A 26,566-nucleotide genomic window follows, 5' to 3' on the forward strand; every position below is an offset into this window, starting at 1 on the left:
GCTGCTGACAATGCTCACACTGGTATTGTCAGCGTGTGCACCTTTTGGGGGAAAGGAAGAGGAAGAGGTCACACAAAAAACGGATGAAACGAAGGAAACAAAGGAAACAGCCATCATCCCGATGTACAATATCTCAGACTCCTATTACAAAATGGTGCTGCCGTTTAAACAAGGAGCTGCGAGAGGTTTAACAGCGGAGCGTCTCAACACACGCTTGGACATTGATGAATTTGAAACAGGACTCATGCGCCTCGCAACAGAGTCATTTAATACAAACGACTATCTTTTCCAAGAAGGACAGCATTTAGATGAGGACACCGTTCTCAGCTGGCTGGCACGCAAAAAAACAGGCAGTGATCTGAAAAAGGCAGAAAAAGAAGATAAAGACTTTAAGAATCTAGGCTTAAATCCTGCTCTTCCAAACTCAGGTTCAACAAAGTCTAAAAATGAAAATAGTCCTATCTACTTAGCTTCGATGCTAGAGCATAATTACTTAATTCGAAAAGACAAAAACAGCTTACAGCTTGGCGGAGTTGTCATTGGTCTTGCACTGAACTCTGTTTATTATTACCGTGAAAAGATCGGTGACCCGCAGCAAGAGGTGACCATCGATTCATCGAAAAATTCAAAGAAACTTTTGGCAGATGGTGAAAAAATCGCTGAACAAGTGGTTAAGCGCATTCGTCAAATGGACGGACTGCAAAAAGTGCCTGTCATGATTGCCCTTTATAAGCAAGCACCAAAATCATCTATCGTTCCAGGCAACTTTATCGCCAAAACGGATGTGAAAGCAGGCTCTGCTGATATCGGAAATTGGGATACGCTCAATGAGGAGAATGTATTCTTCCCTTCAGATAATGCGAAAAGCAGCTACAAAGATGATTCAGAGCGATTTGACCGCTTCAAGACAAAGGTCGAAGACTACTTCCCGAATTACACTGGTGTTGTAGGAAAAGGCTTTTACAAAAACGGCAACCTGCAAAAAATGAAAATCGAAATTCCAATGCAGTTCTATGGAAAAACGGAAGTTGTAGCCTTCACACAATATTTAACGGGTGAAGTCATGGATTATTACAAGAGTACCAATATTGAAATCAACATCACATCTTCTGATCAACAAGAAGCCCTGATCACGAAAAATGCTGAAGACAAAGAACCGACTGTTCATATATATGACTAAATAAGAGGGATTTCCAAACTCTTGTCAAAATATTAGTAGAAACCAAGAAGAAAGGCAGGTATGTTGATGCTCGTATAATGCTGATTACCGTCAAGAACATTTAAAAAGACGATAAAGGAGAATCAGCATGCATAAAGAAGTAAAAGCACGATACGATGAACAGAAAGTCTTAAAGAAAGCGGCTCACTTGTATAAATTTCAGCTTGACCAAGTCACATTTCTAGCCGATGCAGAAAATTATGTGTATGAATATAAGGCAATGAATGGGGAGAATTATATATTAAAAATCACCCATACCATTCGTCGTTCACCCACATATATTTTAGGAGAAATGGACTGGATTCGATTCCTGTCTCATCATGGAATTTCCGTAGCAAAGCCGATTTCATCAGCAAGAGGAAAAGACGTTGAAACCATTCCTGATCAAGCCGGAGGCGCATTTTTACTCCGTGTGTATGAAAAAGCACCGGGGAGAAAAGTGAATGAAGGAGATTGGAATGGGGAGCTGTTTGAAGCGTTAGGGTCCTATACAGGACGAATGCATCAAATAACAAAACGATATCAAGTAAAAGACCCTCTTTATAAGCGTCAAGAGTGGTATGAAGAGGAGCAATTAAAGCTTGATCAATATATTCCGTCTGATCAAACGGTTGTTTTGCGAAGAAAAGATGAACTGATGCAAAAGCTTCACCAGCTCCGAATTTCGAAGGATGTGTATGGGCTGGTGCATGCCGATTTGCATCACGGGAACTTTCATTATCATCAAGGAGAGATTATCGCATTTGATTTTGATGATATTGGATATCACTGGTTTATCAATGATATTAGTATTTTGCTATACAATGTTCTTTGGTATCCAGTGATTCCATATGATGATAAAGCTGAATTTACGGCAGAATTTATGAGTCATTTTTTAAAAGGCTATCGACAGGAGAATGAGCTTGATGACGCGTGGCTGGCAACAATCCCTGATTTTCTCATGCTGCGTCATATGCTTATTTATGGGCTTTTACATCAAGCATTTGATCTCCAAACAATGACTTCTGACCAAAAAGCCATGCTGTCATGTTTTCGAAAGGAAATTGAGCAAAAAACACCAATTACTCCTTTTGACTTTCAACAGCTGGCCCGATAAAAGAAACCCCTTGCTGTGTCAAACAGCAAGGGGTTTTTTATGACTACACCGTATCACACTTCACGCCAACGACGCCTTCTAGATCTTTAATATCAAAGTACACATCGGTTGTATAGCGGTCTTTATGCACACGTACGCGTACTTCCATGATCGGATAGTCCTTTTCTTTTAAATCATCAATTCGTACAGAATGAATGCGGATATTGAGGGCTTTCATTTCTTTTAAAATATCGGTCATGCGGTTTCGGTCAGAAAGAGACATTCTGATGCGGATTTCTTTTTCCTGCAGACGAATCGGTCCGATCCGCTGGAAGAGCCATGGCAGGAATTCGACACTAATGAGAATAAAGAAAAGACTGAGGAAGGCTTCTTTATAAAACCCTGCACCTGTTGCAACCCCAAGTCCTGCTGCTCCCCATATCATCGCAGAAGTCGTGAGTCCTGAGATGACATCATTGCTTTTTCGAAGAATCACACCTGCTCCAATAAAACCAACACCAGATATAATTTGCGCCGGTAACCTGAGTGGGTCCATTTGAAGCTTAGAGACTCGAGGGAAATTGTAGGCTGCATCAATGCTGATGATGGTTAAGACGCAGGAGCTGACAGCAATGACAATACACGTTTTTAAGCCGAGGGGCTTTTTCTTCAGCTCTCGTTCAAGCCCGATAATCAGACCGATTAAGGTGGCCACGGCTAATTTTAAGACTGTATCCCATTCAATTGTCCAAAACATGCGTATCGCTCCTTTCACTTCATGTACGTTTCACAACATGTATATGATCTTCTCACAGCCCATATGGCTGCACAACTCTTATTTTATTCAGTTTCTGAAGAAAGAAAAGCTTTTTATTTTATTTAAAAAGAGAGTCATCCGCATAGGGCAGATGACTCTTCAATTCTTTATTTTGTTTCTTCTTCAAGATGATCTTCCATTTTGTGAAATAGCTGTTTTGATGCTTTTGACGGCTTACTTGTCAATAAGCTCACAATAATGGCAGCTAATCCACTAAGGGTAAAGCCTGGAATCATTTCATAAATACCTGTGGCATGGTTGAGGCCTGTTGTAATCCATGTCAGAACCACAACTGCACCAACGATCATTCCAACTAGGGCACCGTGATGATTCATTCGTTTCCAGTATAGGCAAAGCAAGATGACTGGACCGAATGAAGAACCAAATCCTGCCCACGCATAACCGACAAGGTCAAGAATGGTGTCACTTGGGTTAAGTGAAAGGCAGAGAGCAATCACAGCGACAACGAGTACAGACATCCGGCCAATCATGACGAGCTCTTTGTCTGATGCTGTTTTTCTAAAGAACGTTCTGTATAGATCCTCTGTCATGGCACTTGCTGTGACAAGCAGCTGAGACGATATTGAACTCATAATCGCAGCTAAAATGGCAGAAAGTAAAAATCCAGTGATATATGGATGGAACAATACTTTAGAAAAAACGATAAAGATGGTTTCAGGATCAGCAAGATTCATACCCGTTTCATGAACATAGGCAACACCCACTAAACCGACAGACAGTGATCCAATCACTGAAATAATCATCCAGCTCATTCCAATTCGGCGTGCTGGTTTTAAATCTTTAACAGACGTAATGGCCATAAAGCGCACGATAATATGCGGCTGTCCAAAGTAACCTAGTCCCCAGGCAAGGAAGGAAATAATGCCAATGACGCTCGTTCCTCTAAAAATATCAAGCAATTTAGGGTCAATCTGTTGAATATCTTGGAATGTAGCAACAGGTCCGCCTAATTGTGTAAAGGCAACGATCGGCACGAGCACTAATGCTAAAAACATGATAGCTCCTTGGACAAAGTCCGTTAAGCTCACTGCCAAAAATCCGCCGAACAATGTATACAAAATGACAATACTTGACGTCAAAATCAGTCCAAACATGTAGTGAGCACCGAATGCTGACTCAAATAAACGTCCGCCTGATACCATCCCAGACGATGTATACAGCGTAAAGAAAATTAAAATGATGACGGCTGAAACAGCTTTTAATAAAGCAGATGATCCTTTGAATCGTTTATCAAAGAAATCAGGAATCGTAATCGCATCATCCGCAATCTCTGTATAAGAACGTAAACGAGGTGCAAGAATGAGGTAGTTCAAGTAAGCACCAACGATTAAACCAATCGCAAGCCAGGCTGTCGATAAACCTGTTTTATACATCTCACCTGGCACACCCATCAGCATCCATCCGCTCATGTCCGCAGCACCTGCTGAAAGGGCTGTAACGAATGGGCCAAGCCCGCGTCCGCCAAGCATATAATCATTTAAATCATGTGTTTTCCTGAATGCATACCAGCCAATGGCAAGCATCCCGATAAAATAAATAGATAAGGAAATTGTAACTTCAATACTCATTTTGTGTTCTCACCTTTTTCGTATTAATTTGACATCACCTCAATCAAAATATACAGAAGAGCGATGGCAGCTTTTTTGCTTGACTGTCCCGCTCACTGCTATGGTTACTTAACCTAACAGAGTATTCCCAAGTGATCAACCTGCCTAAACCTCTTCATTTTGAAGAAAAAATGGACAGATCGGTGATAAGAACCAGTATGTAAGCGATTACAAAAATAAACAAAAGTAAAAATTTTCTGAAAAATAAAAAGTCACTTGATGAATATTTCATTTATTGGTTTGATAAGAAGACGTTTTCAAGAAAACGAACCTTTCACCGCACCTTCGTAAAGTTGCTTTAGAACAGTAAAATTTGATATGATAAAGTGTATATGACTTATGATCATGACCACGAGTACGCATCATTTTTGGAGGTGAACCTGCATGTCAAGAATTTCAATAGAAGAAGTCAAGCACGTTGCCCATTTAGCAAGGCTTGCGATTACAGAAGAAGAAGCTGAGATGTTTACAGAACAGCTTGATAGCATCATTTCATTTGCAGAGCAGTTAAACGAGGTAGATACGGAAAACGTTGAACCTACTACACACGTATTAAAAATGAAAAACGTCATGAGAGAAGATGTTCCGAATAAAGGTCTTTCCATTGAGGCAGTCGTCAAAAACGCGCCTGATCATAAAGACGGTTATATTCGTGTGCCATCAATTTTGGACTAAAGGAGGCCCGAGACATGTCACTGTTTGATCACAAAATTTCTGAATTAAAAGAGCTTTTACATAAAAAGGAACTGTCTGTTTCTGATTTAGTGGACGAGTCTTATAAACGAATCAATGAAGTAGACGGGAAAGTACAAGCATTCCTTGCACTGGACGAAGAAAAAGCACGTGCGTATGCAAAGGAATTGGACGAGGCAGTTGGTGAAAAGGACGAGCTTGGCCTATTGTTCGGTATGCCGATCGGTGTGAAAGATAACATTGTTACAAAGGATTTGCGTACAACAGCTTCAAGTAAAATCCTGCAAAACTTTGATCCGATTTATGATGCAACCGTTGTGAACCGCTTAAGAGACGCAGAAGCAGTCACAATCGGTAAATTAAATATGGACGAATTCGCAATGGGATCTTCTACGGAGAACTCAGGCTACAAAGCGACGAAAAACCCATGGAATTTAAACACCGTTCCAGGCGGATCAAGCGGTGGATCAGCAGCTTCTGTTGCAGCAGGTGAAGTACCGTTCTCACTTGGTTCAGATACTGGCGGTTCTATTCGTCAGCCGGCATCTTTCTGCGGGGTTGTCGGTCTTAAGCCGACATATGGCCGTGTATCCAGATACGGATTAATCGCATTTGCTTCATCATTAGACCAAATTGGTCCGATTACACGTAATGTAGAGGATAACGCATATGTTCTTCAAGCAATTGCAGGTGTCGATCAAATGGACGCAACAAGCGCAAATGTCGATGTCCCAGATTTTCTTTCTTCATTAACTGGCGACATCAAAGGCTTGAAAATTGCTGTGCCGAAAGAATACCTTGGCGAAGGTGTTGGCGAGGAAGCAAAAGAATCTGTTCTTCAAGCGTTAAAAGTATTAGAAGGACTTGGTGCTTCGTGGGAAGAAGTGTCTCTTCCGTATTCTAAATACGCGCTTGCGACTTACTACTTACTGTCTTCTTCAGAAGCATCTGCAAACCTTGCACGTTTTGACGGCATCCGCTATGGCTACCGTACAGATAATGCAGACAACTTGATTGATTTATACAAAAATACTCGTTCTGAAGGCTTCGGAGACGAAGTGAAGCGCCGCATCATGCTTGGAACATTCGCGCTAAGCTCAGGATATTACGATGCGTACTATAAAAAAGCGCAAAAAGTCCGTACATTGATCAAAAAAGACTTTGAAGATGTTTTCGAAAAGTATGATGTCATTGTAGGACCAACAACGCCGACTCCTGCATTTAACATTGGTGAAAAGACAAGCGACCCGCTAACCATGTATGCAAACGATATTTTAACGATCCCTGTTAACCTTGCAGGCGTTCCAGGAATCAGTGTGCCTTGTGGGTTTGCAAATGGCCTTCCGTTAGGACTGCAAATCATCGGCAAGCACTTTGACGAAGGAACAGTGTACCGCGTGGCTCACGCTTTTGAGCAAGCAACAGATCATCATAAAGCAAAACCTGAACTGTAAGGGGTGAATCAGAATGAACTTTGAAACGGTAATTGGACTTGAAGTCCACGTAGAGCTAAAAACACAATCGAAAATTTTCTCAAGCTCGCCGACACCTTTTGGTGCAGCTGCCAACACGCAAACAAGTGTCATCGACCTTGGATATCCTGGCGTACTGCCTGTACTGAACAAAGAAGCGGTGAACTTTGCGATGAAAGCGGCCATGGCGCTGAACTGTGAAATCGCAACAGATACAAAATTTGACCGTAAAAACTACTTCTATCCTGATAACCCAAAGGCGTATCAAATTTCTCAGTTTGATAAACCGATCGGTGAAAACGGCTGGATTGAAATTGAGGTAGAAGGCAAAACAAAACGAATCGGTATTACGCGTCTCCATTTGGAAGAGGATGCAGGGAAACTGACGCACACAGGCGACGGTTACTCACTCGTCGATTTCAACCGTCAAGGCACACCGCTTGTTGAAATCGTATCTGAGCCAGACATTCGCACGCCAGAAGAAGCGTATGCTTACTTAGAAAAATTAAAATCCATTATTCAATATACAGGCGTTTCTGACTGTAAGATGGAAGAAGGCTCACTTCGCTGTGATGCCAATATTTCTCTTCGCCCAATCGGCCGTGAAGAGTTTGGTACAAAGACAGAGCTCAAAAACTTGAACTCATTCGCTTTCGTACAAAAAGGCCTTGAATTCGAAGAGAAGCGTCAAGAGCAAGTATTGCTTTCTGGCGGATTGATCGAACAGGAAACCCGCCGTTATGACGAAGCGTCTAAAAAGACGATCCTGATGCGTGTCAAAGAGGGATCTGATGATTACCGCTACTTCCCAGAACCGGATTTGGTGGAACTGTACATTGATGACGAGTGGAAAGAACGCGTAAGAGCATCGATCCCAGAGCTTCCAGACGAGCGCCGCAAACGCTATATCGATGAGCTTGGACTCCCTGCATACGATGCAATGGTACTCACGCTGACGAAAGAAATGTCTGATTTCTTTGAAGCGACCATTTCAGAAGGTGCAGAAGCGAAGCAAGCATCGAACTGGCTCATGGGTGAAGTATCTGCTTACTTAAACTCTGCTCAAAAAGAGCTGGACGATACAAAGCTAACGCCGCAAGGACTTGCTGGCATGATCAAGCTTATTGAAAAAGGAACAATTTCCTCTAAGATTGCGAAAAAGGTATTCAAAGAGCTCATTGAAAATGGAGGAGATGCAGAAACAATCGTCAAAGAAAAAGGACTTGTCCAAATTTCTGACGAAGGTGCACTGCTCAAACTTGTCACAGAAGCACTTGATAACAACCCGCAATCCATTGAAGACTTTAAAAATGGTAAAGACCGCGCGATTGGTTTCTTAGTCGGACAAATCATGAAAGCATCGAAGGGCCAAGCTAACCCGCCGATGGTGAACAAGATTCTCCTTGAAGAAATCAAAAAACGCTAAATCGCAAAAAACCGCCTGATGAAATAGGCGGTTTTTTTGCTTGAAATGACAGGGTCTTAACATAGATTCAGACCACCGCCGTATATCAATTTAGAGAATCTTTTCTTATAATGAAGCATAAGCGAAAGTGCACATTCGAAGGGGGAAAGGTGAGCTAAATCGAAAAACAGCACGACATGTTACTGAAGAAACAGCTTCAATTGCTCCACTGCTCTTAGAACAGCAGGCTCCTCACACTTTTCTAAATTCGTCAGCATTCCTTGGATGACTGGCTTACGAGGTTCAGCTTTTGCCAGCTCTTCTTCAATCACTTCAATGGATACAACGGTATCATCTGAAAGCAGATGCTCAAGCTTTAACAAGCGAAGCCCCTCTTGAAGGGAAGCAGCACTCGGCGCTTCATCATCCCAAATGCTTTGCTTCAAAATCGGCTTCGTCTGAGAACGAAGCAAGCCGTGAACCAGATCATCAAACCGTTCGAGTATAAAGGATGAGAGCTCATCAAATGATAATTTCATTTGATCCTGTAAAAGCAGAACCTGCACATATGATTGGATAATTCCTTGAATCATGACTGACAGGTCAGTTATATACGGTTCGATTTCCTGTCCATAAGTGGTCAAGATGGAAATTTGAATTTCATCGTTCATTTGCTTTTTCACAGTTTTTGAATACTTTTTAATCTGCTGGTTTTCCGGAATAATGTTCTCGCTGAGGATCAGAATGATAAAATCCTTATTCTCAGCAAAATGCTGAAACTGTTCAGCGATTTGTTTCTGAAAGATCTCTCTCGGCGCGAGATGCTGATTCTCTTTTCGAATCATTTCGATAGTTTGCATCGAAGTGTCGATATAATATTCAAACGCTCGGTTGAAAAGCTGTTCTTTTGATTTGAAATGTAAATAAAATGCGCCTTTTGATATTCCGCATTCATCTGCAATTTCCTGAATGGTCGTAGAAGAAAAACCCTTTTTCGCAAACAATTGGATGCTTGCTTTAATGATTTTTTCTTTTTTTTCGTTCATGAAATAAGGCCCCTTCAGCTTTAGAATGTTACGTCAAACGCAAGTGAAATGGTTGACGGCATTGTATATCACCGTTTATTATGATATAGAATGACCAGTCAGTCAATACATAAAGGAAAATGGAGGATATAATGAATTCGATCATCAATTTTGTATTAAAGAATAAGTTCGCTGTATGGCTCATGACGATTATCGTAACAGTTGCTGGTCTATATGCCGGATTGAATATGAAACAAGAATCAATCCCTAATATCAACACGCCAGTCATTACGGTTTCTACAACGTACCCTGGCGCAACGCCGGACGAAGTATCAGATAAGGTGACAGATCCAATTGAAAAATCGATTCAAAACCTCAATGGGGTCAGCGTGGTCACTTCTAATTCATTTGAAAATGCATCATCCATTCAAATCGAGTACGATTACAACAAAGACATGGATGAAGCAAAAAAGGAAATTGAAGATGCGATTAGCAATATCGATTTCCCTGAAAATGCAGAAAAACCTAAAATCGCACGCTTTAGTATTAATGCGATTCCAATCCTAGCTCTTAGTGTCTCTGGTGATAAAGAATCATTACAAGACCTTACACAAAAAGTAGAAAATGATCTCGTTCCTTCACTTCAAGGATTAGACGGTGTCTCTTCTGTCGAAACTTCAGGACAGCAAATCAAAGAAGTAGAATTTTCGTTTAAACAAAAGAAATTGAAAGAATACGGTCTAGATGAAGATACCGTCCAAAACATGATCAAAGGCTCTGATGTGAATGTACCATTAGGTCTATACACATTTGGCAACAAACAAAAATCAGTTGTCGTGGACGGCAATATTTTAAGCGTCAAAGATTTGAAAAACATGCGTATTCCAGTCACACCAAGTGCAGGCGGCGGTGCGGGAAGCGCTGGAGCTGGAGCACCTTCTAACGGCTCAGAAAACCCAGGTGCGCAAGCTGCGGAGCAGCAGGCTGGAAGTGCAAGTCAGCAGCAAGCAGCAGCTCAGCAGCAAGCAGGTGCAGCAAGCAGTCAATCTGTAGAGCTGCCGACGATCAAGCTATCTGAGATAGCAGATATTAAAGTCGTAAAAGATGCAGAATCGATCTCTAGAACGAACGGAAAAGACAGTATCGGTCTGCAAATTGTTAAAGGCTCTGATGCCAACACAGTGAGTGTAGCAGAAGAAGTGACAAAAGAGCTTGAGAAATTTAAAAAAGACAACAAAGGCATCAAAGTAAGTACCACATATGATCAAGCAGGACCGATTAAAGAGTCTGTCAGCACAATGCTGAACAAGGCGATCATCGGAGCAATCTTTGCGATCATTATCATTATGTTGTTCCTTCGAGATATCAAATCAACATTAATTTCGGTCATTTCCATTCCGTTATCTCTGTTGATTGCTGTTTTATTATTAAATCAGCTGGATATTACATTAAATATCATGACACTTGGTGCCATGACCGTCGCCATTGGGCGTGTTGTCGATGACTCGATAGTGGTCATAGAAAACATCTATCGACGAATGGCATTAAAGGATGAACCATTAAAAGGCAAGGCACTCGTCAGAGAAGCCACAAAAGAAATGTTTATCCCGATTATGTCTTCGACCATTGTGACTATTGCAGTATTCTTACCGTTAGCATTAGTAGGTGGAATGATTGGTGAACTATTCATCCCATTTGCCCTAACGATTGTGTTTGCGTTACTTGCTTCACTGCTTGTCGCCATTACAATTGTTCCAATGATGGCACACAGTCTATTTAAAAAGAATCTCTACGGCACAGCGAAAAAAGTAAAAGAACATAAACCAAGCAAACTTGCTGGCGGTTATAGACGTGTACTTAATTGGACACTCAACCATAAATGGATCACATCAGGAATTGCCATTCTTATGCTTGTCGGAAGCTTATTCTTAGCACCACTTGTCGGTGTCAGCTTCTTACCACAGGAAGCAGAGAAAACGGCCATGGTGACATACACGCCAGAGCCTGGACAAACGAGAGAGCAAGCAATTGATGAAACGAAAAAAGCTGAAGATTATTTGATGAAACGTGATCATGTCAATACAGTTCAGTATTCACTAGGCTCTTCAAATGCCATGACAGCAAGTGTTGGCGGTAACTCTAACGGTGCATTATTCTTCGTACAATATGATGATGACACGCCAAACTTTGATAAAGAAAAAGACCGCGTGGTCAAAGCTCTGCAAGATAAAGCATCTAAAGGGGAATGGAAATCACAAGACTTCTCATCTGCTGGTGCAAGCAATACGGTGACGTACTATGTGTACGGGGATAAAGCAAGTGATATTGAAGGCACAGTAAAAGATGTTGAGAACATCTTAAAAGATGAGAAAAACCTGAAAAATGTCAGCACAAGCTTATCTGAGAAATACGACGAATATACGTTTAATGCAGATCAAGAAAAACTAGCGAAACTAGGTCTAACTGCTTCACAAATCGCTCAAGCGATTGCACCTCAAAATAGTGAAACAACACTGACGAAAGTCACAGAGGACGGCAAAGAACTTGATGTGAAGCTTCAAACGGAAAAAGATGAATATAAGAGCAAAAAAGATTTAGAAAATAAAAAGATCACCACACCAACAGGGCAAGAAGTCCGTATTGGTGATGTCGTCAAAGTAAAAGATGGTACGACAGCAAATACGGTGACAAAACGTGATGGGAAAATCTACGCAGAAGTGTCTGGTGACATGACAACAGACGACGTCTCAAGTGTAACGCAGGATGTTCAGAAGAAAGTCGACAAGCTTGATCTAAAATCTGGCGTAACGATTGACACAGGCGGCGTAAGTGCGGATATTGAGGAATCCTTTACACAGCTTGGCCTTGCAATGCTTGCAGCGATTGCCATTGTGTATCTCGTTCTCGTCATCACATTTGGCGGAGGACTTGCACCATTTGCGATTCTCTTCTCACTGCCATTTACGATTATTGGCGCACTGCTTGGATTGTTTATAGCAAAAGAAACCATCAGCTTAAATGCCATGATTGGATTGCTCATGCTGATCGGTATCGTTGTAACAAATGCCATTGTCTTGATTGACCGCGTGATTCATAAAGAAAAAGAAGGTCTCTCAACAAGAGAAGCATTACTTGAAGCTGGAACAACAAGATTACGCCCAATCTTAATGACGGCACTTGCGACGATCGGTGCACTGCTGCCACTCGCATTAGGATTTGAAGGCGGAAGCCAGATCGTATCAAAAGGACTTGGCGTAACCGTAATTGGCGGTTTAACAAGTTCTACACTTCTCACATTGGTCATCGTCCCAATCGTGTATGAAATGTTAAGCAAGTTTAGACGTAAGAAAAAGTACGCAGAAGAAGAATAAGAGGAAGCCCCGCTCATTGGCGGGGCTTTTTTTATTTTGAAATCTGACAAACAGCTTTTCTCATAAGCTCTTCAAATGCGTGGAAAAAGGCATCACGATCGACATGGTCAATCACTTGAATTGATTTTCCATCTGGATGCTCTTCGGTGCGTCCTTGCTTTGGCGTCTCGGTATAAACGATCGCATTAACTTCTTTCGAACGGGTAAATGATGTAGATGCAAGAGTAATTGTTGTCAGCACATCCCATAAGTAATACGTCGAGTTCGTTTCATGATGAATGAGCGGCGGGCAAAAGGCGTAGCACTGACCGATAAAATCTATTCCAATATGAGAACGAAGAGAAGCCCAGCGCTGACGTACATCAAGTGTAAGCGGGACTTGATTTGTACTTTCAAGTGCGACCATTTCAATAGGGAACGGTTCCTGAAAGACAGTGCTCACAGCATAAGGGTCCCAAAAGGCATTCCATTCTGCTGTCCCGTCATGCTCGGGTTCTTCAACATTGCCTTTTTCAAGGAACGTGCCGCCCATCCACACCAATTTCTCAATTTTATTAGAGATCGAAGGATCTTCTTCTAAAGCGCGTGCAAGATCTGTGAGCGGACCAGTAAAGAGCAGGGTGACAGGTTCTTTTGCCTTCTTAACCGTTTCAATCAGATGAAGGTGTGCTGGCAGCTTGGACACTTTTGTATCAACAGTGCCTTTTTCATTTAAAATTGGCAGAGCATCTACATAAAAAGCATGCATCCGCCACTCCTTCGGAAATGGATTGACGCCTCTAGAAGTTGAAGCAGCGACTTCCATTTCATAAGGGCTGAATCGATCAATGATTTTTTGAGATGCACTGAGAGCAGGCTCTAAATAACAATCAGCAGGAATCACAGACACTCCGATGACTTTCAGATGTTCCATTTGAAGGAGAAGAAATAAAGAGACGAGGTCATCAACACCGCCGTCATGATTAAAATAGACAGGCTTTTTCATCGCATATCATCCTTTACAGCGTTTTCTTTTATCTTATCAGAATGCTTTCTTGCTGCGGGAAATGTGGTAGGAGATTTCACATATTAGGTGGTTGTTTTGTTGCCATTTTCAAATCTCATAGTATAATTAAAGGTTGTTAGTGGTGAAAATAGATTGCATAATGAATATAGGATGATGATGAATGAAACGTGCTCGAATTATATACAATCCGACATCTGGGCGTGAACTCTTCAAGAAGAATTTACCGCAGGTTTTGCAAAAATTTGAACAAGCTGGCTATGAAACTTCTTGTCATGCGACGACATGTGCAGGAGATGCCACGCAAGCAGCAGAAAAAGCCGCACAGAGAGATTTTGATTTAATTGTAGCAGCAGGTGGAGACGGCACGATCAATGAAGTCGTCAACGGACTAGCACCGCTTGAAAAAAGACCAAAACTAGGAATTATTCCAGTTGGAACAACAAATGACTTCGCAAGAGCACTTGGAATTCCACGAGAAGGTGTTTTGAAAGCGACAGATGCCATTATTGAGGGTGTAGCGAAGCCGCTTGATATCGGTAAAGTCAATGGCCATTATTTTATTAATATTGCTGGCGGCGGCCGGTTAACAGAGCTCACCTATGAGGTGCCTAGTAAACTGAAGACCATGCTTGGACAGCTTGCTTATTATTTAAAAGGCATGGAGATGCTTCCTTCTATCCGCCCGACAGAAGTCGAAATTGAATATGACGGCAAATTGTTTCATGGAGAAATCATGCTGTTTCTTGTTTCACTCACAAACTCAGTAGGCGGCTTTGAAAAACTAGCGCCAGATTCCATTTTAGATGATGGGATGTTTGACCTGATCATTCTAAAGAAGGTCAATCTAGCAGAAGCCATTCGAGTGGTCAGCCTTGCACTCAGAGGCGAGCATATTCATGATAACAATGTCATCTACGCAAAAGCGAATCGCGTGAAGGTAGATGTAAAAGATAAAATGCAATTAAATTTAGATGGTGAATACGGCGGCATGCTGCCAGGTGAATTTGAAAACCTGTATCGCCATATTGAATTTATTGTGCCAAAAGCAACAGCTGAAAAAATAGGGTGAAGACTGAACTTGGTTCCTTATGGCGGCCAAGTTTTTCTTTGCAAATGAGGTGATAAAATTGGTGAAAATGAAACCGCCTGTTGAAAAGAATGAATACTACAATGTAACCTTCGAAGACTTAACGCATGAAGGTGCAGGTGTAGCAAAAATTGAAGGATTCCCTGTCTTTGTACCGAATGCCCTTCCTGACGAACAAGGGCAAATCAAAGTTACACGAGTCAAAAAAGGATTTGCTTTTGGACGACTCATGGAGCTGACAAAGGAAAGTCAGCACAGGCAAGATGCGCCATGTCCCATTTACAAGCAGTGCGGCGGCTGTCAAATTCAGCATATGAGTTATGAAGGCCAGCTGCTATTTAAACAGAAACAAGTAAAGGACGTTTTAGAGCGGATCGGCAAGCTTGATATGAGCCGTGTAAAAGTTCATCCTGTACTCGGCATGGAAGATCCTTGGAATTACAGAAACAAAGCACAAGTTCCAATTGGTGAACGCGAAGGCGGACTTGTTGCAGGATTTTATCAGCAGCGTACCCATGAAATCATTGATATGGAAAAATGTTTGATTCAGCAGTCAGAAAACGACGAAGTGGTACAGGCAGTAAAAGATATATGCAATGCGTTTGGCATCAAAGCATATAACGAAGAGCGGCACAAAGGCTGGCTGCGTCATGTGATGGTTCGCTACGGTATTGCAACAGGTGAAATGATGGTTGTGTTTGTGACTAGAACGGCTGATTTTCCGCAAAAGCAGCAGGTGATTGAGCAGATTATAGCACGCTTCCCACATGTTCGGTCAATTGTACAAAACGTGAATTCAAAGAAAACAAATGTCATTTTCGGAGACGAAACAACCGTTTTATGGGGGGAAGAATACATTTATGACACGATTGGCGACATCAAATTTGCCATTTCGGCCCGCTCATTTTATCAAGTGAACCCAGCTCAAACAAAGGTGCTTTACGACAAAGCGCTTGAATATGCAGAGCTGCAAGGCGAAGAAACCGTCATCGATGCCTACTGCGGAATCGGTACGATTTCCTTATTTCTCGCACAAAAAGCAGGCAGAGTATATGGGGTTGAAATTGTTCCAGAAGCAATTGAAGATGCAAAAAGAAACGCTGCCTTAAACGGAATCAATAATGTTGAATTCGCAGTCGGCGAAGCAGAAACTGTTATCCCAAACTGGTATAAAGAAGGCATCAAAGCAGACACCCTCGTCGTCGATCCGCCAAGAAAAGGCTGTGACGAAGCACTGCTTGACACGATTTTAAAGATGAAACCAAACCGTGTTGTTTACGTCTCCTGTAACCCAGGGACGCTTGCTCGTGATTTGCGTATTCTTGAAGATGGCGGGTATGTGACAGAGGAAGTACAGCCTGTGGATATGTTTCCGCATACCTCACATGTGGAATGTGTGGCGCAACTTATTTTAAAAGAAGGCAACTAACCCGTATGGGTGTTGTCTTCTTTTTTTATAGTAGGGGGATTAACAAAGTTTTAGTTGAAGAGCCCTCAAACTCTTTGTCGGCAACTGCTGGTACTTAATCAGACAATTCACAGAAAATTTATTTTAACTTTTTGATATAATAGAAATATGAATAAAATGTAAAATTGGTAATTAAAACGATGATGAGAAGGTTTGTTATTGGAATATAAGAAAAATCATGGTCGTCGATTAGGGGGGAATAATAGTGAGCATTTTAGCATATATAGCAGGAACTTTGATAGCCCCAAATTTTGCGGGTTATCTTTTGTCAAAAGGTTTAACAAATCGAGGTGAAAAGAGATTAATTAAAGACATAGAAGATACAGTTAATGAATTTAATCGTAAGTTTGATAATACTGAGGTTGATAGTAACTATTTTATAGAGTTTCTTCAACAGAGCAAGACTGTTGAGACAATAATACAAAGAGTATTTTATGCATATAACACTACAAAGGAAGATTACCAAGATATATTTAAGAAACTAGCACAAGAAGCGGTCGAATTTGTCAATATTAAAAAAGATGAATTTAAGCATACACCTATTAAGAAACCGAGTGATTTTGAAGAGTACTTCTCTGAGTTATTTGAAATACTAGTAAATTTTCGAGAGTCGTTATTAGATATTAAAGACAAGGCAATTGTATCAATGGTTGATGAGTCAATTGGTAAATCAGAAGGGGAAATTATAAGAACAATTGAGGAGCTAAGGGCCGATTATTTGTTAGGAGGGAATAAACACCTTTCGTCTAATGAACAAATCAAGCCTAGGCTAGAGGAGTTGAATTGCGAATATAAATCAACTTTTATTCCGTTGGATAATAGTCTTATAAAGAGAAAAGAATTTTCTTTATGTAGAGAAGCATTAGATTCAGAGAAATCTTTAATAATACATGGAAAGGCTGGAAGAGGGAAAAGTGGATGTACAGAAGATGTTATCAATTATTGTGAAGAAAATGAAATACCGTATTTAGCAATTAAATTAGATAAACGAGTTCCCAGTATGACTGCCGAGAAGTGGGGAGAAGATTTAGGATTACCTGCATCAATCACTCATTGTATTCACAGTGTTTCTAAAAATGAAAAGGCAGTAATTATTTTGGATCAGTTGGATGCCCTACGCTGGACTCTTGCTCATTCTAGAGATGCTTTATTAGTATGCTCTCAGATTATTAATCAAGTAGAGACATTGAATAATGATAGAAAAAACAAGATATCTGTTGTTTTTGTGTGTCGAACTCATGATTTGGAAAACGATAATAATATTAGAGCATTATTTAAAAAAGATGATTCAAAAGAGGACGTTATTCAATGGGATAGGGTTCAGGTTAATGAGTTGGACGAGGAATTAGTTGAGGGTATTGTTGGAAAGCGTTATGAGCAACTAACAAGTAAATTGAAAGAGATACTAAGAATTCCAAGCAATTTATATATTTGGAAACAGCTAGACCCTGGCAAAGTATATGCAGAATGTTCTACCGCAAGCCATTTGATCTCAGAATGGTGGGGACAGCTGTCCGAAAAATGTTTTGAGTTTGGATTGAGAGAAGACAATCTAACTCAGATTAAAGATAAGATGGTAACTTTTTTAGAAAAGTCTAGTAGAATATTTATTCCTTTAAGTATATTAAACGAAAATAAATCAACCTTAGAATTCTTATCTTCAAATGCTTTCTTAATAATTCAGGATAGAAAAGTTTCATTCGCTCATCAGTCTATATTAGACTGTTTTTTAGCAGATAAGATGCTTCATAGATATTATGATGGTGAAGATATCGTAGATATTATTGGGGCTAAAGATAAACAAACACCTGGTAAAAGATATCAAGTGCAAATGTTTATGCAAAATTTATTTGAAATTGATAGCCATGATTTTATTACTGTTGGACAAAAAATGTTTGAAGCAAAACAAATCAGGTATTTTGTCAAATTTGTTTTCTTCGAGGTGTTAAACCAGATAGATAATATAGATGAAAATATACAAAATTTTATTGTGAATAACTGCGAAAATGAAATATTCGGTAATCATATTATTAATAATGTTATATTTTCCAAGCCCAATTATATTAAGTTGCTTAGACAATGTGGCATTTTAGAGAAATGGTTTAACACCCCATCTAAGAAAGATATAGTTATTAATTTGCTTGTAAGTATGAGTCCTAATTTTGAAGCTGATGATATTACCTTCATTGAAAAATATTCATTTAATTCACAGGAAGACGATAATAAATTCTCTAAATGTTTTTTGCGCGATATAAATCAAGATACGGATGAGTTATTTGAATTAAGAATGAAATTTTATAAGCGATATCCGCGAATGGCTGATAACTATCTTGATTTTAAGTCGATGCTCAAAAATAGTGAATTAAGAACAATACGGCTACTAGCTTTTTTATTGGAAAATAAAATTAAAAGCAAAGGTAAACAAATTTATTATTACGAAGAAACATTTCTCTATGAAGACTCTGAAATTCTAATCAATAATGGAGAAGAGGTTCTTAATTTATTATTACCACTCGTTCCAATAGATAAAGACGTAAGCTTTATTTATAGTGGTTGGTCTGGGGAATATATTCATAAAAGAGGGCTAGAAAGGGCTTGTATCCAAATTATAAAGAAAGCGAATGCCGCAATAATTTCTCAACAACCGAAAAAATTCTTTGATCGCTATAAAGAGTTCATGGGAAAAGGTAATGATTTATTTAATGAAATTATATTGGATGGATTATTCAGAGTATCAGAAAGTTATAGCGATGTTGTTATTAATTATTTGTGCAGTGATTTCAACAGTAACGTATTCGATAATACAAGTGGCAATGGTGATAAATTAATTCTTGCCAAACAAATATTAGAAAAGCATACGAGATACTGTAGTGAGGATATTTTCAATTTATTAGAAGAGAGAATTCTAAGTTATCTTTCTCCGCAAGCTAAAGACGTATATCGTCGTAGAATTAATTATAATAGAGAAAAAAATGGTCGTACAGTTTATTTGAGTTTTTGGGGGGATTTTCAAAAAGAAATTTTAGAAGTTCTTCCCTATAATCGATTGAGCATTCAAGCAAAAAATCTGTTGCGTATTTTAAGACGTAAATACCCTAAAGGATCAACTTTATATAAATATTCAGATGGACACAGCGGATCGATAAGCTCACCCGTGGCGGGGAAAAAAATAAATAACAAAAAGTGGATAGAGATTTTAACTAATAAAAAACTTATTCAAAAAGATTCTTCCAGATGGATAGAGGTTCCAGAAGGTTTTATTAGTTCTTCTATTGAAGAATTTGCAAGTAGTTTTAGTAAAGCTGTTTCTGAGGAACCTGAAAGAATGATAAATCTAGTTCTTTCGAATAAAGAGAAAGTTCTGGAATCATACGTAGATTCCTTATTTAGTGGCGTTGCATCTAGTAAGGCATTGGGGGATGTGCCGATAGAGTTATTGGAAAAAATGATTTTGAACTATCCATATGATTATACCTCATATCGGGCGAACGATATTTGCTCAATCATTAGAGACAGGAAAAACGTAAATTGGTCTCAGGAGATTTTGGATATTCTAAAGGATATTGCGATTAACCATAATAACCCAGAATTAGGAATTGTGAATGTAACTAATAATGAGGATAAAGAAATGCGTAGCTATGCCATGCTACAAAGTAATGCGATTAACTGTGTAAGGGGTAACGCAGCTCAAGCAATAGCTGAGTTATTATGGAATGAAAGAACTTTGTTTAAACAGCTTAAAGATACAATTGAAAGATTGGTATTTGATGAAAATCCAGCAGTGAAGTTAGCTAGTTTATTCGCATTATGGCCTGCCTATAATATTGAAAGAAAGTGGGCATCAGAGATAATATTAAATCAATATGATAAAGATTACAGGTTAGCAGGTTTCTATGATACGAAAAATATGCTCTTTTTGCTTTATCCTAAATATCGTGAACAAGTACTGAAAACTATAAAAAAATGCTACGAATCCGAAGATAAAGACCTAATTGATATGGGTGCAAATTGTCTTTCAGAAATGTTTATTTGTAATAATGAATTTTTTGAAATAATTAATAACGTAGATGCAATGAGTGAAGCACAAGCAAAAGCCATACTTCATATGGCTACTAACTATTTTAACAAAGGTGAATTTAATTCAATAGTAAAAGATTTAATACGTAAATTTAAGGCAAGTGCATTAGATCTCAGGATGCCAATTTCACGATTATTTTATGATGATCTCATTGATTTAAAGAGAGATAAGGATTTTATGATTGAAATAATGAATTCTGGTTTAAACCGTAGAATAGTACATGCTTTTGTTCATTATCTTGAAGAAAAATCAAAATCATTTGTTGATTACAAAGATATTATATTTTCAATGAGTTACCACTTACTTGGAAACGAAGTTGGTAAGTTTGAAGAGATTTGGGGAATAGAAGATGAAATGTCTAAATTGATTATTGGATTATATGACGAAACCTCTAACTCAACTATCCCTGAGATAAAAGATATTGCAAATGAATGTCTTGATATATGGGATTTGATGTTCGAAAAGGAATTTGGTCAAATTAGATCCTTGAGCCAAAAACTAATGGAAAGGTAAGAAGATGTTGTATAACTCCTATGTATATCAGTTTTACACCTTTTGACCTTTTAAGTACTTCATTTTTTTCACGTAATTCAAAAGAAAAAATTCAGATATCTTGAGTAATCTATATTCGTCCCTTATGTTAATTAGATAAATTCTATATATCAAAAAACCCCTTTCTCCATTATAGGATAGGGGGTTCTTCTTCTATATTCTGATTTTTTTGATCCAGCGCAGTGGATATGATATCAAGACCAATGTATAAAAAGCTAACAAAGAAAGATAAAATTAATACACCATTCCCCCATATAGAAACTTCAATTATCTTTAAATTTAGTACATATTTAATCGTGAAGTAAATAAGAGCCCACGAAGCAAAAAATTCTAAAATATAAGTTATCCATTTTGGGACCTTCAACAAAAAAATGATTCCTTTCCCTATAAATAAAACTATAAATGACCAAAAAATTACGATGATGCTAACTAACAAAGAAAAAGTCACCAAAGAGAAAAATGAATCATAAGTTATGTATTCGCCGAAAAGAAAATTTACTCCCAATGATACTAGGTAAAGCATGAAAGTCGGAATAGCAATGACGAAACCAAGGGAAAAACATATTAGTAAAATAAGAAGAACGGCAGCAATAGCACCTGGGGGTTCATCTACAACATTTTTTTTCCTTAAAAAAGTATAAAATATGATAGAAACTAAAAGAAGTATTAAAAAAGTCAATGAAATCACATAAGAAAAAGACAATATATACCCTCCATAAAAAAGCGCTATTAGAAAACTAATAGCACTTATTGTTTATTTAAATAAGAGTAATGATGAATTTTGCCAAAGTTTTAGCAACATCTTTAGGTGCACCCATTTTAATAAAAGCTGTTACAAACTGTTTTTCTGTCCACTTTTCCCCTTTATCCATTACCTTTGCGATTTTAGCAGATTTCTTTCTGATCCAAGCAGCAGCCTTTGGATTAAAGGGTTTCAATGCTTTTGATAGTAACCATCCACCAGAACGTAAAGCACCTCGGAATGCTTTATATGACCATGAAACAGCACCTTGAGTAGAAACTTCCCCGTTTGTGGCTGTTTGAGTTGTTAAAGCATTTGACTGAATAGGGCTAGTGCTGTTATTTGTTGCGGCTTGTTGTAAAGATGTTTTATATACCTTCGTATGTACTGGTGCTATTGATTTAGTTGGCTCCGCTGCAAACGCAGTAGTCGCACCAAGACCGGAAGTTAATAAAGTTGCGCTTAATAGTACAGGAACAAACTTCTTTCTAAAAGTCATAGTAATTTCGCCTCCGAAAATGAAGAGGCTGTTTATAGTGCTAAAAAAATCTTGTTGTTCAAGCCTCAATTATAAAATACATCTTGAGAAAAAACAGTGGCATATGTCTTAAATTCTTATAGGACTTTTATATAAGATAATCACTCCTTTCTTGATTTACATAAAAATTGTAACAACAACCAAATTAAGGGTAAATAGTATTTTAATACTGTATTTTCACAACGTTATACATTTGTGTGTCTATATAATTGTATTTTATATTATGGAAAAATTGCGGTTTCTTTTCGGTGTGGAAATATTTCGAAAATGATAATATATGTCATTATAGGGAATAGCAAGAAAGGAGATGGTAGGAGTGGAGAAAATTTTTTCTTCTCAAGTTGGTATATTGATAAATGATTGGTATAGATTTATAAGGACATTTAGCGTGCCGGATGCAGAGATTTTAAAAGAACAGGTTGAAAGAGAAATAGAGAACATGGAAGAGGATCAAGATTTACTGCTATATTATCAATTAATGGAGTTTAGGCATCGACTCATGCTTGAAAGTCTTGTGCCTATTGAAATGAATCAACAACGCCCCACTTTACCCGATTTACTCAGAGAAATAGAGAACAAACAGCCCCACGTCAAAGGAACGCTTGACTACTATTCAAACTTCTTTAGAGGTATGCACGAATTCCACCAAAAAAATTATGTTGCTGCTATAAATTTTTACAAGGCTGCTTAAGAACATTTAAAGAATGTTCCCGATGATATAGAAAGAGCCGAATTTCATTACAAACTAGCTGATGCATATTATCGCATTGATCAACATTTCGTATCGTTAAACCATTTGGAAAAAGCAAAAGAAATGTATTCAACAAGCGAGTTTTACAAAGCAAAAGTAGTCGGTTGTAATATCAAATTTGGAGCGAATATGTACGACTTATACCGCTTAGATGAGGCAGAATCTTATTATAGGGAAGCCTTGAGCATGGCTCAAGAGCTTAATGAGGAAACATCCCAACGGATTATTGGTGTAATACATCATAATTTAGGTTTAGTGAAAAAAAGAGCCGGAGAAATTGAAACCGCAGAAAATGAATTTCTAAATTCAATTCAAATAAAAGAACATGCCGAAACGATCTCGGGAATTAGAACACTTTATATGTTGTCCTGGGTATTCTACGAACAAGATAAAAAAGATAGAGGAAACCAATATTTCACCATTGGCTTAAATAGAGCTAATTTTGCAGACGATCAAGAATATATAGCTAAATTAAAAATCATTTATGCGCTTTTTGAAGAATATAATGAATCGGAGGTAAATGAAAGCCTCAGTTATTTAGAAAGCAAAAGTTTGTGGCAAGATGTAGCGGAGTTATCAGAAAAACTCGCAGATTATCATTATCAAAAAGGGAATTTTGAATTGAATAGAGAATATCTAAAAAAGACCATTAAAGCACAACAACAAATACTAAAAATGGCGGAGGCGTTATGATGAAAAAGTTATTTATCAGTTTAACAATTTTTTCTGTGTTATTCGCTGCCGGTTGGTCACTTGATAAAATCATTACTTCTAACACTTATCATGTAACAGAAAAGGCAATTACAATTTAAAAAGCCCCTGCATAGGGCTTTTTTATTTGAATATCTTTTCATTAGTTTGCCGGATGCTGTTCCTGCTGCCCGTCGCGTGACACGTTTCCCAGAAGTAGCTTTTGAACGGCGTTTACGTCTCCTCAAATTTTTGATATTTTATAAAGTGTTGATAGTTTTTTGTTCATTTTATACTCCTTTTGCGTTGAATCCTTACAAAAGTATATAATGATAAAAATTGCTGAAAGACTTTATAGAAGGACATGCCCTTTAGGTGCTATGTCATGAGAGGAATTGGATGAAAGATGAGTAAAAATTTCTGGCGTGATTTACCGCGGCCATTTTTTATATTAGCACCAATGGAAGAAGTGACAGATGTTGTGTTTCGTCATGTTGTGAGTGAGGCGGCGAGACCGGATGTGTTTTTTACAGAGTTTACGAACAGTGAGAGCTATTGCCACCCTGATGGTATTCAAAGTGTGAAGGGGCGTTTAACGTTTACAGAGGATGAGCAGCCGATTGTTGCTCATATTTGGGGAGACAAGCCTGAGAACTTTAGACAGATGAGCATTGGAATGGCGGAGTTAGGATTTCAGGGGCTTGATATTAATATGGGCTGTCCTGTCCCAAATGTTACGCAAAACGGGAAGGGCAGCGGCTTGATTCTTCGCCCAGACGTTGCCGCAGAGCTGATTCAAGCGGCAAAAGCTGGGGGATTACCTGTCAGCGTCAAAACAAGACTTGGTTTTACTGAAGTCGATGAATGGCGCGGGTGGCTTAGACACATTTTGGAGCAAGACATTGTGAATTTATCGATCCACCTTCGCACAAGAAAGGAAATGAGCCAGGTGGATGCGCATTGGGAGCTCATTCCTGAGATCAAAAAACTTCGTGATGAAGTAGCACCTGATACTCTTTTGACAATCAATGGTGATATTCCTGATCGTCAAACAGGCTTAAAGCTCGCTGAACAGTATGGAGTGGACGGCGTGATGATTGGGCGCGGGATTTTCCATAACCCATTTGCTTTTGAAAAAGAGCCAAAGGAGCATACAAGTGATGAACTGCTCGGTCTTTTAAGATTACATCTTGATCTCCATGATCAATACTCATCACTAGGTTTGCGTCCATTCAAGGCACTGCACCGCTTCTTTAAGATTTATGTGAAAGGATTCAGAGGAGCGAGTTTCTTGAGAAATCAATTAATGAACACATCATCAACAGATGAAGTGCGTGCAATGCTGGATGAATTTGAAGCGAGAAATCAAGAACAATCATGACCAACAAGAGGAGGAGGGGGAACCCTTCTCTTTTTTATTAAATAGGACTATTAAACTAGTTCTCTTAAATGGTAAAATGAGATAGAAATAACAATTGGAGGTATTTTATTTGAAACCATTTTGGGATAAAGATAGAGAAAGCGAAGAAACATTTAAGAAAATCAATGAGAAAGGCATTGCAAAAGCGGAAAAGAAGCTAGGCGTCATCCTGCCGGATACATATAAGCAACTGATTCTCGAACAAAATGGCGGGTATACATTGCATAATGCTTTTCCAACGGATCAGCCGAATGGATGGGCAGAGGATCATGTGTCATTTGATCATTTAAGAGGAATTGCCAAAGATGAAGGTATTATGGATAGTGATTATTTAATAGAAGAATGGGAATTGCCTGAGGGACTTGTGCTCATTTGTGGGGATGGTCATACGTGGATTGCATTGGATTATAGAGAAACGAAGGAAGATCCACCGATTCACTACTTTGATCTAGAAGATGAGACGGATTTTAAATTAGCGGATTCGTTTGATGAACTGCTTGCTGGGCATTATACTGCTGAATAGGAAAAGGCAGCCGCAAATAGATATATTTCATTAAAACCGTTGTTATACAGTATTTTTTGAGAGAGACAAAAGAGTCTCTCTTTTTTTGCGAAGCAACATTGAATCTCTCTCCAAAACTGTATCTGTTATGTTTAAGTCTTATTATTCAATTGGTTCGATTTCCACTCACTAAATTTCCTGACGATAATATCTGCCACAATGTAAAATGGCAGAAAGCTGGAGTTGTCTACTTTGTTATATAAGAGAAACGGGGTGCTGCTTACATAGATGTTAAACATGGCATTTTGTGCAAGGAGGTTATTCCTTAAAGTGGTCATGCTGATAAATTTGATATGTCTTGTTTTCACCAATTGAATGATTTCATCTAAATTCTTCGATTCACCCGATAAAGAAATGATAAATAAAAGGTCATCCTCACCAAATTCAATGATTCCATCTGTTAAGTCTCGCTTGCTTCGTAATACTTGAGATTTTTTATGCAGTGACCATAGCTGCCTCTGTACATCATTGGCCAAATCGAGCTGTGCAGTTCCTGTACCATAAATATAAATATACGGTGCACGATCAATCAGTTGATTTAATTGATGAAAGTCCAGCTGCTCCATATATTTTCTTGTCTGCTGGATATCTTGATCGAGCAGCTTCATTAAATCCTGTGTTGTCTCTTCAGTGAAAGCATTTAATTTCACATAAGACTTTAAGTCACTGTAGCCGTCGAACCCTATTTTTTTGGCAAGCCGATGGATGGATGAGATGGAAGTATGAGCAAAACGGGCAAGGTCCTGAATTTTCATTGTCTTCATTTCTTCAAGATGATCATGGATCGTTTTAATAATGTGCAGGTCATTCTTATTTAAATCTTCGAAGTATTCATTTACCAGCTTGTCCAGTATCATGCGATGTGCCCTCCAACATGAAAATATTTTCTTCCTGTGAAAATATAATCTAATGTTACAACTTGATTTCTAAATACGTCAAACCTATTGGTTTTTGTAAGCGCTACCTT

At 38.7% G+C, this 26,566-nt stretch carries 19 protein-coding genes and 1 pseudogene; 13 read left to right on the forward strand and 7 right to left on the reverse strand.

The genetic code is table 11. The features are described 5' to 3' along the window. The first annotated feature begins 10 nt into the window (after positions 1 to 10). Positions 11 to 1,180: a CamS family sex pheromone protein gene (locus NSQ34_RS03295; protein WP_342501080.1), complete on the forward strand. Its 1,170-nt coding sequence runs from the start codon at positions 11 to 13 to the stop codon at positions 1,178 to 1,180. A gap of 127 nt (positions 1,181 to 1,307) precedes the next feature. Then, on the forward strand, positions 1,308 to 2,315 hold the full coding sequence (locus tag NSQ34_RS03300) for a phosphotransferase (protein ID WP_034282815.1): 1,008 nt from the start codon (positions 1,308 to 1,310) through the stop codon (positions 2,313 to 2,315). Between the two features lie 43 nt (positions 2,316 to 2,358). Here the strand turns inward: NSQ34_RS03300 and NSQ34_RS03305 are convergent, their stop codons facing one another. Both NSQ34_RS03305 and putP read right to left on the reverse strand, forming a co-directional pair. Continuing rightward, positions 2,359 to 3,057 (reverse strand): MgtC/SapB family protein, encoded by a 699-nt coding sequence (locus NSQ34_RS03305; protein WP_169510856.1) that lies wholly within the window; start codon positions 3,055 to 3,057, stop codon positions 2,359 to 2,361. A gap of 161 nt (positions 3,058 to 3,218) precedes the next feature. Next, positions 3,219 to 4,700: a sodium/proline symporter PutP gene (gene putP, locus NSQ34_RS03310; protein ID WP_034282812.1), complete on the reverse strand. Its 1,482-nt coding sequence runs from the start codon at positions 4,698 to 4,700 to the stop codon at positions 3,219 to 3,221. Between the two features lie 423 nt (positions 4,701 to 5,123). Between putP and gatC the strand changes: the two genes are divergently transcribed. From gatC to gatB, 3 genes are read left to right on the forward strand one after another with little or no spacing between them, the layout of a single operon-like run. After that, positions 5,124 to 5,414 carry an Asp-tRNA(Asn)/Glu-tRNA(Gln) amidotransferase subunit GatC gene (gene gatC / locus NSQ34_RS03315; protein WP_024424549.1) on the forward strand — a complete coding sequence of 97 codons (291 nt, stop codon included), beginning with the start codon at positions 5,124 to 5,126 and terminating at the stop codon, positions 5,412 to 5,414. 14 nt (positions 5,415 to 5,428) lie between these two features. Then, on the forward strand, positions 5,429 to 6,886 hold the full coding sequence (gene gatA / locus NSQ34_RS03320) for an Asp-tRNA(Asn)/Glu-tRNA(Gln) amidotransferase subunit GatA (protein ID WP_268456715.1): 1,458 nt from the start codon (positions 5,429 to 5,431) through the stop codon (positions 6,884 to 6,886). A 13-nt stretch (positions 6,887 to 6,899) separates the two neighbouring features. Then, positions 6,900 to 8,330: an Asp-tRNA(Asn)/Glu-tRNA(Gln) amidotransferase subunit GatB gene (gene gatB / locus NSQ34_RS03325; protein ID WP_024424551.1), complete on the forward strand. Its 1,431-nt coding sequence runs from the start codon at positions 6,900 to 6,902 to the stop codon at positions 8,328 to 8,330. A gap of 179 nt (positions 8,331 to 8,509) precedes the next feature. On the opposite strand, the gene NSQ34_RS03330 is transcribed toward gatB, so the two are convergent. Then, positions 8,510 to 9,355 (reverse strand): TetR/AcrR family transcriptional regulator, encoded by an 846-nt coding sequence (locus NSQ34_RS03330; RefSeq protein ID WP_268456713.1) that lies wholly within the window; start codon positions 9,353 to 9,355, stop codon positions 8,510 to 8,512. A gap of 131 nt (positions 9,356 to 9,486) precedes the next feature. Here NSQ34_RS03330 and NSQ34_RS03335 point away from each other — a divergent pair, with 131 nt between their 5' ends. Next, the gene (locus NSQ34_RS03335; RefSeq protein WP_268456712.1) at positions 9,487 to 12,705 is read left to right on the forward strand and encodes an efflux RND transporter permease subunit; all 3,219 of its coding nucleotides are present in this window, start codon (positions 9,487 to 9,489) and stop codon (positions 12,703 to 12,705) included. Between the two features lie 31 nt (positions 12,706 to 12,736). Here NSQ34_RS03335 and NSQ34_RS03340 read toward each other — a convergent pair whose 3' ends face one another. Beyond that, positions 12,737 to 13,690 (reverse strand): nucleoside hydrolase, encoded by a 954-nt coding sequence (locus tag NSQ34_RS03340; protein ID WP_144496724.1) that lies wholly within the window; start codon positions 13,688 to 13,690, stop codon positions 12,737 to 12,739. Between the two features lie 181 nt (positions 13,691 to 13,871). Between NSQ34_RS03340 and NSQ34_RS03345 the strand changes: the two genes are divergently transcribed. The 3 genes from NSQ34_RS03345 (at position 13,872) to NSQ34_RS03355 (ending at position 20,857) form a co-directional block, all read left to right on the forward strand. Further along, on the forward strand, positions 13,872 to 14,780 hold the full coding sequence (locus NSQ34_RS03345) for a diacylglycerol kinase (RefSeq protein ID WP_024424554.1): 909 nt from the start codon (positions 13,872 to 13,874) through the stop codon (positions 14,778 to 14,780). 61 nt (positions 14,781 to 14,841) lie between these two features. Then, positions 14,842 to 16,227 (forward strand): 23S rRNA (uracil(1939)-C(5))-methyltransferase RlmD, encoded by a 1,386-nt coding sequence (rlmD, locus tag NSQ34_RS03350; protein ID WP_254001595.1) that lies wholly within the window; start codon positions 14,842 to 14,844, stop codon positions 16,225 to 16,227. Between the two features lie 244 nt (positions 16,228 to 16,471). Beyond that, the gene (locus NSQ34_RS03355) at positions 16,472 to 20,857 is read left to right on the forward strand and encodes a hypothetical protein (RefSeq protein ID WP_254001596.1); all 4,386 of its coding nucleotides are present in this window, start codon (positions 16,472 to 16,474) and stop codon (positions 20,855 to 20,857) included. Between the two features lie 169 nt (positions 20,858 to 21,026). Here the strand turns inward: NSQ34_RS03355 and NSQ34_RS03360 are convergent, their stop codons facing one another. Beyond that, the gene (locus NSQ34_RS03360) at positions 21,027 to 21,599 is read right to left on the reverse strand and encodes a hypothetical protein (RefSeq protein WP_070326801.1); all 573 of its coding nucleotides are present in this window, start codon (positions 21,597 to 21,599) and stop codon (positions 21,027 to 21,029) included. Between the two features lie 55 nt (positions 21,600 to 21,654). Continuing rightward, positions 21,655 to 22,206, reverse strand: a complete 552-nt coding sequence (locus tag NSQ34_RS03365) for a hypothetical protein (RefSeq protein ID WP_254001597.1) — start codon at positions 22,204 to 22,206, stop codon at positions 21,655 to 21,657. Positions 22,207 to 22,492: 286 nt separating this feature from the next. On the opposite strand from NSQ34_RS03365, the gene NSQ34_RS03370 reads away from it, so the two are divergent. The 4 genes and pseudogenes from NSQ34_RS03370 to NSQ34_RS03385 all read left to right on the forward strand — a co-directional run. Next, entirely contained in the window at positions 22,493 to 22,867 is a 375-nt protein-coding gene (locus NSQ34_RS03370; RefSeq protein ID WP_254001598.1) for a hypothetical protein, read from the forward strand. Between the two features lie 123 nt (positions 22,868 to 22,990). Then, complete coding sequence (locus NSQ34_RS03375) at positions 22,991 to 23,620, forward strand: tetratricopeptide repeat protein (protein WP_240491093.1); 630 nt, start codon at positions 22,991 to 22,993, stop codon at positions 23,618 to 23,620. 403 nt (positions 23,621 to 24,023) lie between these two features. Next, entirely contained in the window at positions 24,024 to 24,998 is a 975-nt protein-coding gene (locus NSQ34_RS03380; protein ID WP_017366774.1) for a tRNA-dihydrouridine synthase, read from the forward strand. A gap of 109 nt (positions 24,999 to 25,107) precedes the next feature. After that, positions 25,108 to 25,557, forward strand: a pseudogene (locus NSQ34_RS03385) (SMI1/KNR4 family protein); the annotation flags it as partial. 134 nt (positions 25,558 to 25,691) lie between these two features. On the opposite strand, the gene NSQ34_RS03390 reads toward NSQ34_RS03385, so the two are convergent. Further along, positions 25,692 to 26,456: a MurR/RpiR family transcriptional regulator gene (locus tag NSQ34_RS03390; protein ID WP_254001599.1), complete on the reverse strand. Its 765-nt coding sequence runs from the start codon at positions 26,454 to 26,456 to the stop codon at positions 25,692 to 25,694. Positions 26,457 to 26,566: the final 110 nt, after the last annotated feature.

Source organism: Bacillus sp. FSL P2-0069, from assembly GCF_038593315.1.
Taxonomy (GTDB): Bacteria; Bacillota; Bacilli; order Bacillales; family Bacillaceae; genus Bacillus; species Bacillus safensis.